General features: G+C 31.7%; 12 protein-coding genes. 11 read left to right on the forward strand and 1 reads right to left on the reverse strand.

What is annotated here, in order from left to right:
- The 11 genes from I2D69_RS18845 to istB form a co-directional block, all read left to right on the forward strand.
- Nucleotides 1-368 (forward strand): hypothetical protein (locus tag I2D69_RS18845; protein WP_195380383.1); only part of this gene is annotated, 368 nt, incomplete at its 5' end.
- Nucleotides 365-586, forward strand: a complete 222-nt coding sequence (locus tag I2D69_RS18850; RefSeq protein ID WP_117854546.1) for a hypothetical protein — start codon at nucleotides 365-367, stop codon at nucleotides 584-586. The genes I2D69_RS18845 and I2D69_RS18850, both read left to right, overlap by 4 nt.
- The gene (locus I2D69_RS18855) at nucleotides 583-1,893 is read left to right on the forward strand and encodes a radical SAM protein (protein ID WP_117844178.1); all 1,311 of its coding nucleotides are present in this window, start codon (nucleotides 583-585) and stop codon (nucleotides 1,891-1,893) included. Before I2D69_RS18850 ends, I2D69_RS18855 begins: the two co-directional genes overlap by 4 nt.
- Before the next feature lie 36 nt (nucleotides 1,894-1,929).
- A complete protein-coding gene (locus I2D69_RS18860) occupies nucleotides 1,930-2,952 on the forward strand; it encodes a radical SAM protein (RefSeq protein ID WP_055172407.1) in 1,023 nt (340 codons plus the stop codon).
- A gap of 5 nt (nucleotides 2,953-2,957) precedes the next feature.
- A complete protein-coding gene (locus I2D69_RS18865; protein WP_055172404.1) occupies nucleotides 2,958-3,233 on the forward strand; it encodes a PqqD family protein in 276 nt (91 codons plus the stop codon).
- Nucleotide 3,234: 1 nt separating this feature from the next.
- Nucleotides 3,235-3,738: a hypothetical protein gene (locus I2D69_RS18870; RefSeq protein WP_055172401.1), complete on the forward strand. Its 504-nt coding sequence runs from the start codon at nucleotides 3,235-3,237 to the stop codon at nucleotides 3,736-3,738.
- A 14-nt stretch (nucleotides 3,739-3,752) separates the two neighbouring features.
- Entirely contained in the window at nucleotides 3,753-5,120 is a 1,368-nt protein-coding gene (locus I2D69_RS18875; RefSeq protein ID WP_117844176.1) for a methyltransferase, read from the forward strand.
- A gap of 60 nt (nucleotides 5,121-5,180) precedes the next feature.
- A complete protein-coding gene (locus I2D69_RS18880) occupies nucleotides 5,181-5,357 on the forward strand; it encodes a hypothetical protein (protein WP_178105380.1) in 177 nt (58 codons plus the stop codon).
- Between the two features lie 102 nt (nucleotides 5,358-5,459).
- Nucleotides 5,460-7,076 carry an ABC transporter ATP-binding protein gene (locus I2D69_RS18885; protein ID WP_117844175.1) on the forward strand — a complete coding sequence of 539 codons (1,617 nt, stop codon included), beginning with the start codon at nucleotides 5,460-5,462 and terminating at the stop codon, nucleotides 7,074-7,076.
- 550 nt (nucleotides 7,077-7,626) lie between these two features.
- Complete coding sequence (locus I2D69_RS18890) at nucleotides 7,627-7,881, forward strand: transposase (RefSeq protein ID WP_243000379.1); 255 nt, start codon at nucleotides 7,627-7,629, stop codon at nucleotides 7,879-7,881.
- Nucleotides 7,882-8,168: 287 nt separating this feature from the next.
- Complete coding sequence (gene istB, locus I2D69_RS18895; protein ID WP_055172415.1) at nucleotides 8,169-8,945, forward strand: IS21-like element helper ATPase IstB; 777 nt, start codon at nucleotides 8,169-8,171, stop codon at nucleotides 8,943-8,945.
- Between the two features lie 1,148 nt (nucleotides 8,946-10,093).
- Here istB and I2D69_RS18905 read toward each other — a convergent pair.
- Nucleotides 10,094-10,267: a cyclic lactone autoinducer peptide gene (locus tag I2D69_RS18905; protein ID WP_081021323.1), complete on the reverse strand. Its 174-nt coding sequence runs from the start codon at nucleotides 10,265-10,267 to the stop codon at nucleotides 10,094-10,096.
- Between the last annotated feature and the right edge of the window lie 304 nt (nucleotides 10,268-10,571).

The raw sequence follows: 10,571 nt of genomic DNA on the forward strand, positions 1-10,571 counted from the left end.
CGGATAAAAAGAAAGAAAATTTTTTGGTTCATGTACCTAAATTACATAATGCAATATTAGAAATTATATCGTTATGTAAAGTATATAAAAATATTAAATTATCTATATACGATAAAGAAAAAATAATAAAAGATATACTTCCTTTAAATTATTATAGACATGGTAATTTTTGTATTACGGAGACAGGAACAGTTGCATTGTATGATTTTCTTCCTGATTACGAATACGGACTAATTACAACTGATAAAACTATTAAGGAAATATGGAGGGATATCTTAATAGAGCATGGTGATAGTGACTTATGTAAAATCCTTGAAGAACAGAGATACTGGTTCAAAAAGAGGAATGGAAATGGAGACCAGCTATGAAAGTGTTTTTTACAGAAATTTTTGCATTATATAAGAAAAATAAAAAATTTTTTCTTATAAATAAAAAATTGGATACAATTATTCCAATTGAAGAAACGTTATATTTTATGCTTAATCAAATAATCCTGAACGGAGAAATGGATATTAATGCTATAAGGATACGGGCAGATACACTAGATATATTGTTGTATAACCGTATATTGGGGGTGAAAAATTGAAGGTTATTTTGATTAATACAGATTTTATGCATGATGTAGATACTACAGTGCAGCCATTAACAATGTACACTATTGCAGGAATTATTTCACCATTTGTTGATCAAGTAGAAGTTATTGAACCTATGAAATATAGAATTGCAAATCTACAGGAAGATATATTAACTGTAATACTCAAAAAAATAAGAGATGCTGATCTTTTGGCATTTACAGTAAATACGTTTTCTTGGGCAGAAATTTTACGGTTGATTAAAAAAGTGAAAGATAATAATAAACAAATAAAAATTGTTATTGGCGGAATTCATATATCATATTTTTATAAGGAAATTATGTTGAAAACTCCCCAAATTGACTATGCTTTAGTAGGAGAAGCAGAAATTGCCTTTCCAAAGTTTATTCAATATCTTAAAGGTGAATTGCGCATTGAGGAAGTGCCAAATTTAAAGTATGTTCAACATGAAAAACTAATAGAGAATGCAAAAGCACCGTTAATAGATTTCGAACATGAAATAGTTCCTATGCCTCGTTATGATTTGGCAGAAAAAAATTTTTTTGACAGATTTACATTTGAAGCATCGAGAGGATGTCAAGGAAACTGTAGGTTCTGCTCTATATTTTATAAAAGATGTTGGAGAAAATATTCGGAAGATACGGTATTAAATCGTTTGTCTATATTTAAAAAATATTTGGATTCTCTATGCAAAAACAAAGATTTTATATTTACAGATGATTGTTTTACTACGGATCAGCAATGGGCCAGAAATGTTTTAGGTGGAATGTTAAACTTAGGATACAAAGATTATAATATTTTAATTGAAGCTCGGGCAAAACATTTATGGGATGAGGCATTGCTTGATATGATTAAATCTTATGATAATTTGCATATACAAATCGGTATAGAAAGTGGCTATGACGAGGGATTGAAAAAGATTAACAAGGAAATAAGAGTAGAAGATGTATTAAAAACGGTTTCATTACTAGAAAAGTACGACTTATGCAAAAGAGTATTTACATCGTTTATTATTGGATTTCCATGGGAGTCTAAAGAAGAATGTATGAAAACAATAGAATTTGCAGCTTTTTTAAATGATTGCTATTCAATCACTGTGAATGTAGCGTGGTGGATGCCGCTACCTTCAAACTTGTTTTCAAAATATTTTAAAGATACAAGTATATTTACGCAGGATAATTTTGCAACAAATAAAGAAATTTTTTATCAAGCACACCCGAAAATTGGAGTTAATGATGTTATGGATATTGATAGGTGTGATTCAATTTACAAAAATCTTGGGATTTGCTGGAGATTATGAATTACAAGAAGGGAGGATGCCAATAGGCGGAAGTATATGAACAAAACAAAAACGATAGGAAAAATTGATAAAAAAACAATTCAAACAGAATATGGAAAATTAAGCGGACCTCTTAACATTATGTGGGATATGACAAATAAATGTAATTTGTGTTGTATGCATTGTTATAACAAAAGCGGAAAAGATGCACATTACAAGGATTTAGATGATGAAGATATGATGAAAATTGCTCATCATATTGCAGAAGCAGGCATACCGATAGTGTGTTTTTGCGGTGGAGAGCCATTATTGAGATATCCATTACTTCTGAAGGCAGCAAAAGTTTTGTCGAGCAGAGGAATAGTGGTAAATATGGTGACAAATGGATTATTACTGACGACAGAGAAAGTAAAAATGCTACGAGAAAGTGGTGTAAATGGTATTCAGATTAGCCTTGACTCATATTCACCGGCTATACATGACAAATTTAGAGGGAAAGATGGAGCTTATGACAAAGCCTTGGAAGCAATAAAAATAATTCTCAATTCGGGGATCGTTCCTGAGGTTACATTTATTCCAACAAAGCAGACTTATCAAGGGATAGGGAAGGTTATTGATATTTTGATTGAAATGGGAATTAAATCTCTTAATTCCATGCCTTTTATACCAATAGGAAGAGGATATGATAATAAAGAGCAGTTAAAGATGTCAGTAGCAGAAAAATGGGAATTTGAATGGCTTGTTCGGAAAAAACTTTATGAATACCCAGATTTTTCCTTTAATAATGGTGATCCTTTAGAGCATATTTATTTGTTTTCGCAGAATCCAGATGCAAAAACTATTACATACGAAATTAGATGTAATGGAGATATTGTAGTAAGTCCATATTTACCGTTCTTATATGGCAATGCTGTAAGTAATACATTAAATCAACTGTGGGAAGATGGGCTAAAAGATGTATGGAAGATACCTGAGGTTAATAATGCAGCAAAAAGAATTGTTTCATTAGATGATATTGAGCAACAGAAAAATAGACCTTGGAATAACCAGGATATACAATTATATAGTGAAAGGAAGTGAAAAAAATGATTTTTAACAAGGTTGAAAATAGTTATATCGGTCTGTTACGTGAGGAAACAGATGGTACACGTTTATTTTATCCCAGAGCACATTCAAAACCTCATTTTATGAATAAGACTGTGTATGAAATTTGGGATCTTATTGATAATCGTTCTGCACAAGAGATTGTAAACATATTGAAACATAAATATCCTGGTGTATCAGAACAGAGATTATTAAATGATGTAAATCATACAATAGCTTATTTATTAAATTTAGAAATGATTAGGGAGGTAAAGTAAAATGGGAAAAAAGAATTGCTTTGTATCTTTGTTTGAAGAAAAAGATTTTTTAGAAGCATCAAAATTTATTATCGAAGAAAAAGAACACTGTCATGATGGATACTTATTTTTTCCAGAACAATACGAAGGAAAAAATTTTCCGGAGTATTATCGGGCAATAAATATGAGAACAAATCATTTCCATGAAGCAGAAGTATACCTGAATGTAATTGATAAAGTGACAAAAGAAAGAATTGGTGTAGTGGGAATTTATATTTGCCCCAACAATTACGTAGTATATATAACTACAATGGTATTACAGAATAAAGGATATTTGGAAGTGGCACTTGCTCAGTTAAATGCACAATTAAAAGCACAATCTGTTGAGTACGTAAAAGTTAAATTTACAGATCAAAGTGAAAATATTGCACATACATGGCAGGAGAATGGATTTGAAAGAGAATGCGTTATTCGCGCAGAAGGAATCAAGAAAAGCGATTTTTGGATATATTCAAAAAAACTGTAAAGTGAGGAGAAAAAATGTTAAATTCGAATATCAGTAATGAAAGCGCTCAAGGATTTGGAGAATGGTTAAGAGAAAGTAATTATGCTTTCATTTACAAAACTATGGCTGGAATATTCAATACGGTAGAGCCATGGATTGATGAAAAAATTATAAATGAAATGCTGAAAGATGTAACAGAAATTGATAGGCATATAACAGAGTTTTTCTTATTGGGATATGCAAAAGATAAAAAACTGTTGAAAAAAATATTAGGAGATAGGAACCTGGAATTTTTATGTGAAACAGGATTTGCATCAGACGTGGAGGGGCTAATTGAACCTCAAGGATTTGTAATTTTACCCGTTGATGATTTGTTTTTGATCGTAAGTTTACCTAGCTGCTATAGTAATGCCAAAAAACGAATGTCGGATATTTATATAGGATCGGATTCTACAAAATTAATGAAATATATCAAGAGAGATTCTTATGATAGTGTTTTGGATTTATGTGCAGGTTCTGGAGTTCAAGGATTAAACATTATAGAAAACGCTGAAAAAGTGGTTGAAGTAGAGTTGAATGATGTGGCATATAATGCTGCCATATTAAATGGAAAAATCAATGGAATATCTCCAAAGAAATACGAAGTGAGGAAAAGTAATCTGTATCAAATGGTACCTGAACAATTTGACTGTATTATTAGCAATCCACCATTTGTTCCAGTTCCAGAAAATATTGTTTTTCCATTGTGTGGAGATGGAGGCGAGGACGGACTCGATTTGGTAAGAAAGATTATTAGCGGCTATACACAACATTTAAAACCTTTTGGAAAAGCATATATGGTTTTGGAATGTATAGGAGATGAAGAAGGTCCTTATGTAGTAAAATGCATGAAGGAAATTTTGAAAAGTGGAAGTATCAATGTATCATTAATCAATAGACAGCAGATAGAATTTCAGGCAGACGCATCTGCCAAAATTGCAATTGAGATATATAAAGATCCAGAAAATTATAACAATTACTATAATGCATGGATGGATATGTTCAATAGAACAGGAGCTACTTATATTTATCCTGTTGTTGTGGAATATATCAATAATGGAAAACCTTTAGAAATAAATATTATCAGAAATTATAATAAATGGGCTTTAGATTCTAAATTTGAATTAGCACCAGATGTGGCAATAGTAAAAAAAGAAAAGGATTTTTATGAAGTTACAGTTAATGGAGTAGGTAGAGCTGCGTTTGATGAGGAAGTTAAACACTTAATAGAAGATATGCCAGGGAAGAAATTACGAGAATATCTGGATACGGAGGATAATCCCAGAATTAATATTTCGAAGATTAAGAGTTTGTTGAATACAGTGAACGGTTTAGAGGCCAAAGGGATTATCATTCCTAAGTAAAATTTGATATATTGTATATTTATTACGATATATAAAATAATGGGAAAGGAGGAATATATTATGGAGTTATTAACTAATGGTTATGATAGCCCTGAAATCGTATCTGATGATGGAAGCATTCAGCCAAGAGCATTAGTTTTAGTAAACGTTAATGTCTTGGTAAATGCAAACGCAAACGCAAATGCGAATGCAAATGCGAATGCAAATGCAAATGCGAATGTAAATGCAAATGTGTAAATGTAAGGGACTAAAGTAATGAAAAGAGCTGCATGGTACATAGAGGTAAACTGTATGTCATTATGTAGCTCTTTTTAAATAGAAAGTTTTGATGGGTAAAGCATGAAAAAAATATTTATGAGTATATTTGGTAAAAGTAAGAATAAATTTATAATTCTTACTGTAATTAGTCTATTGCTTGCAGCTATTGGGATTGTATTACCATATTTAAATGGTGAATTTATAGATTATTTGGCTACAGGAGTGGGATATAGTTTTATATTAAGAATGTGTATTTTCATTTTGTTATTGGGATTGATAAATGTTACTCTATATTATGTGAAGCAAATTTTGAATGCAAAAATTAAATTGGAATCCTCCTATTTATTAAAACTAGAAATTCTTAAACATCTTAGAGATATTCCAATATTGTCATATAAGAAATTCACCCCGTCTTATTTGAATCAGAGAACCGAACAAGATATAGGAGATATTGTTTCCTTTATTATATCAAATTATCCGGCAATTATATTGAATGCTATTCAGATTATAGGATTATTTATTATAATTAGTAGAGTTAGTAAAGGGGTTGTTATACTGATGCTGATTTTTCTTCCGGTGTATTATGTTATGTACGTATTTCTTAGAAAACCATTATACACGAAAAGTTATGCATCAAAAGAGGCACATAATTTATATTTTAATACATTGAATGATCAATTAGCTTTCATGGAGGAAATAAAAACTAATGCAAACTATGAATACAATAATCTATATATTGATAAATACTATAGAAAATACTATAGAAATTATTTAGAGTTTGTAAAAATAAGTGGAAAGTCAATTTCAATAGAAGGAATTATATCAGCCTTATTTCAAGTGGCTACATTTTTATATGGTGGTTGGCAAGTTTTAAATCATAACATGTCCGTAGGACAATTGACTGTTATGTGTACATATTTTTCTATGATGCTTCAATTGATAAAATATTATTTTGAACTTGGAAATTCATTTCAAAATGTAAAAACATCACTACACAGACTAGAAGCTATTTTTCATATTGAAGTAGAAAAAGAAGGAAATATTCTGTTGGAAAAAATAGAGAATATTTCAGCATCAATTACATTTGGATATGATTCAAATAACTTTATTCTAAAGGAGTTACCATTAGAGTTGTGTAGAGGAAAAATCTATTGCGTAGTGGGAAAGAATGGAGAGGGAAAATCAACACTTACCAAAATATTAATTGGGATTCTACATGCAAAATCAATATTAGTCAATGGAATTAATATTGATTGTTTAAATATGGAGGAACTGAGAAAAAATAGTATTCTTTATATTTCTCAAGCATTAAACTATCCAAATAGGACTATAAAAGAAATATATCAGGAGTACAATTCTAATATTCGGTTGGAAGATGTTATTAGAAAGATTAAGGAACATGATCTGAATGAGGAACAATTAATACCTTTATATCAAGAAAACTGGAATAAGAATATAAATACTTTATCAGGAGGAGAAAAACAGATAGTCTCTATTCTAAAGTGTTTAGTAAAAGAAGCTGATATGATTATTTTTGATGAACCGACCTCTAATTTAGATATAAAAAGAATAAATGCTTTATTAAGATTAATTGAACGATTGAAAATGGAAAAGAAAATACTATTAATAGTGTCACATGATTCAGAAATAATACAAGCAAGCGATATTATTATTAGACTTGGAAACATTCAGCATTAACAGCAGAAGATAACAGAATAAAATAGTCACGTGAAAATTTTAAAAGTTAAAATACGAATAAAAAAATGGTTCCAAACTATAAAGGAATGGAGCCATTTTTATTTTATTGCTATATTCCGTTATTATAGGTATTTGTTTGATTCCTAACTTTCTATGAGCCGGGCATAACAGGTTGCCATGAAAAGGGAAGCTGGATTTATATTTGGTAGTATTTCTTATATCCTATGTAATTGTCACCCACTTCTAGAGTACCGAACAGCATGAAATCTAAGACCGGAATATTTACACGCTGAGGACAATGGAAGCTGCCATTGTCTAGAACCTTATGGCATAGGATAAATTTATTATCTTCCCAGAGTAAAGCGTTAATCTGTAAATGTTTAGTTGAATAATCCGGGGTGAAATCCATCACCTGTCCGATGCTTGGAAATCATCATTACGTTTTGCAGGAAATCACGATTCCGTCAAAAAGGAAATCATTTTATTACTAAATCCTTATAATGAAGATATGCACCCTATGGTGTAAATTCATTACAAGGAGGTCACGATTATGACCAAATATCGAGAAATCATCCGTCTTACTGGATTGGGCTTCTCTCAACGTAACATCATGGCAAGTTGTGGTGTTGCTCAGAAAACTGTAGTCAAGGTTCAAAAACGTGCCAGAGAATTAAATCTTTCTTGGCCTCTTGATGAATCTATGACGGATACTGAACTTCAAAGACTTATGTTTGCTAAGACCACCAGAAATATCTGGAATGGAATGGTGACCGTTTTCGCAAATGGGCTGAGCGGATTGGCATAAATACGTACACTGTGGTCAATGCAATACTGACCTCCAAGCGTGTGGAACAACAGACTTATAGAAGCTGCATGGGACTTCTAAAGCTTACTGATAAATATTCAGAAGTTTTGCTTGAAGCCGCCTGTAAAAAGGCATTATCCTATACAGCTTCGCCCAGTTACAAGAGTATCAAAAACATCCTCGTAACGGGTTCTGTAAAAACGGAACTAGAATCATCTGGATCCAAGACCACACATAAAGCACACGGCATCACAAGGGGTGCCGACTACTATCGGAGGTAATCACATATGACAAATCAGAGTATAATAGATAAACTTATTGAAATGCGCCTAACCACAATGGCAGATGCATTCCGTAACCAGCTTAACGATTCTAAATTCAAGGAAGTTCCTTTTGAAGACCGCTTTGGAATGCTGGTAGACATCGAATACAGCAATCGCAAGAATAACCGCCAGAAGCGTCTTATCCACAATGCCGGATTCGACCAGCCGGAAGCAAGTATCATGGATATCAACTATACTTCCGGACGCAAGCTGAACAAGGAGCTGATAAACAGACTCGCCACCTGCGAATATATATCTGAACACCGGAATCTATTTATTACCGGTGCAACAGGCTGTGGTAAAACATACATGGCATGTGCCTTTGGTATGGAAGCCTGCAAGCAGTATTACAATACCAGGTATGTCCGTATGCCAGACTTACTCATGGATTTGGACATTGCACGAACTGAAGGGAACTACCGCAAAGTTATGGCAAAATATTCCAATCCAGTGCTTCTCATTCTGGATGAATGGATGCTTCTCAAACCAACTGATACAGAGCAGAAAGATATCTTCGAACTTCTTCATCGGAGACGCAAGAAATCATCAACCATCTTCTGCTCTCAGTATGTATTCGAAGAATGGTACGATCAGCTTGGAGGAGAAGCAAGTCCTCTGGCTGATGCAATCATTGACCGTATTGCCCATGACAGCTATCAGATCAACATCACAAGTATTGATGCTGAGCATGACAAGTCCATGCGGGAGGTGTATGGCCTAGATAAAACACTGCGCGAGTAAACTCGCATAGATGATTTCCACTTTCGGACATCTGATTTCCAAATTTCCGGAAGTGCGATTTCATCGCACAAGAATATTCAGTTTAGTTTTATGGTAATTACAAATTTATCTTTTTCATTCATAATGATAGCAAATAGTTTTTTACTCCATCATTTTGAGAGAAAGTAGATTTTTACTACAATTGGAGATTTCATTATAAATGGTAAATGTGCTCCAGGTCCATTCCTAGTTGAATGGCTAGAAATGATGATACCTTGCAGACAAGGGAAGCTCTTGCCGGTGTTGCATGGCATCATGAAAGAGCGCTAATAGATTTACATACATATATATAGATTATATATACGTAAAAGGCATAATGTATTGTTTGTTTTCAAGAGTTGTATTGAGAAACTGTATGATAACGGACGATTTTGTGTTTAGTAAAGGTAGAGTGATTATTACCTTTTGAATGCTATGTTTTTTAGAAAAGTTTATGGGGTAATGTATACGGTTTAAGATGTGTATAGTCTAGAAATAAAAAAAGGATATAGTCTATTCCAAAACTGAAATATCTATATCCTATGTGATTTCTTATGAAAATGAAAAAAATTTTTTCATCTCGTTTAAAATAAGAAGAAACGCTACTAGAATTATTGAACACATTATTACTATTGCATAATTAATTTTATGTAATAACAACAATACAGCAATTATGAAAAATAGAATAATAAGAATATTTTTTTTGACTTTGCTGTAATATAGGATCTCTTGATTATCAAGAGTGCGATTATCACTATTGGATATTTTATTGAAAAAAATGTATATGCCACTTATTAATGTGATACATAAAAGAAATAGAGGAAATTTCAAAAAATAGTTTTGGGCTATAAGTAAAATAAGAATTATTATGTTAGAAATCATATAACAAGCTGTTTTACTTTTGCAATGCATACCACCGCTAAATGATCTCAGTGGAATAAAAGATAATAACATTATTATGGCAATATCTATTTTTTCAATGAGGCAAGCAAATAATAAGGTGGTCAATATATTTGCAATTATTATAAACCCATTTGTTAGTCCATAAGTATATATTTCGATATCCTCAGGTTCAATAATATGATAATCAATCATTTTTTCAGTCAAATACTTATTAATAGAGCACATGGTTAAAAATGGGATTTTTTTAATTTTTCGTGCCCTTCAGGTAGCGTATCTTCATACATTACATACCAACAACGCTGATTAGAAGCGATTGTTGTGATTAGCAGTGCAAAACTGGCTACTGAAGATAGTAATTTGACATTTGTATTTTTTTTGATAAGTTTGATTTTTTTTAACATATTTTGTAACCTTCCTTTTTTATTTTGGATGATTATAGCATAGGAATGGCAATTACCTATGAAACTGTAATAAAAGGTATGTTATATGTAATAAATGGCACTTAGGAGTAAAATAAAAGAGACTATCTAATCTAACAGGATATGGATATATCAAGAAGAAATTAAGAATGAATTAAATTAGAGGGAAAGGGAACAATAATATTCTATGAACGAGTGTTCTCAGTAGATAAAATACCATAAAGAACAGCACTTACTTCAAAGGAGTCACCTAGATCCAAAAATTCTATTGTACCATTATATTTTT

Source organism: Ruminococcus sp. D54t1_190329_F1 (assembly GCF_015551645.1).
Classification (GTDB): Bacteria; Bacillota; Clostridia; order Lachnospirales; family Lachnospiraceae; genus Blautia_A; species Blautia_A faecis.

Bases quoted from the DNA above. Each gene is read 5' to 3' on its own strand.
- I2D69_RS18850 (WP_117854546.1), top strand. From the start codon at position 365: ATGAAAGTGTTTTTTACAGAAATTTTTGCATTATATAAGAAAAATAAA.
- I2D69_RS18860 (WP_055172407.1), top strand. From the start codon at position 1,930: ATGAACAAAACAAAAACGATAGGAAAAATTGATAAAAAAACAATTCAA.
- I2D69_RS18865 (WP_055172404.1), top strand. From the start codon at position 2,958: ATGATTTTTAACAAGGTTGAAAATAGTTATATCGGTCTGTTACGTGAG.
- I2D69_RS18870 (WP_055172401.1), top strand. From the start codon at position 3,235: ATGGGAAAAAAGAATTGCTTTGTATCTTTGTTTGAAGAAAAAGATTTT.
- I2D69_RS18875 (WP_117844176.1), top strand. From the start codon at position 3,753: ATGTTAAATTCGAATATCAGTAATGAAAGCGCTCAAGGATTTGGAGAA.
- I2D69_RS18880 (WP_178105380.1), top strand. From the start codon at position 5,181: ATGGAGTTATTAACTAATGGTTATGATAGCCCTGAAATCGTATCTGAT.
- I2D69_RS18885 (WP_117844175.1), top strand. From the start codon at position 5,460: ATGAAAAAAATATTTATGAGTATATTTGGTAAAAGTAAGAATAAATTT.
- I2D69_RS18890 (WP_243000379.1), top strand. From the start codon at position 7,627: ATGACCAAATATCGAGAAATCATCCGTCTTACTGGATTGGGCTTCTCT.
- istB (WP_055172415.1), top strand. From the start codon at position 8,169: ATGACAAATCAGAGTATAATAGATAAACTTATTGAAATGCGCCTAACC.
- I2D69_RS18905 (WP_081021323.1), bottom strand. From the start codon at position 10,267: ATGTTAAAAAAAATCAAACTTATCAAAAAAAATACAAATGTCAAATTA.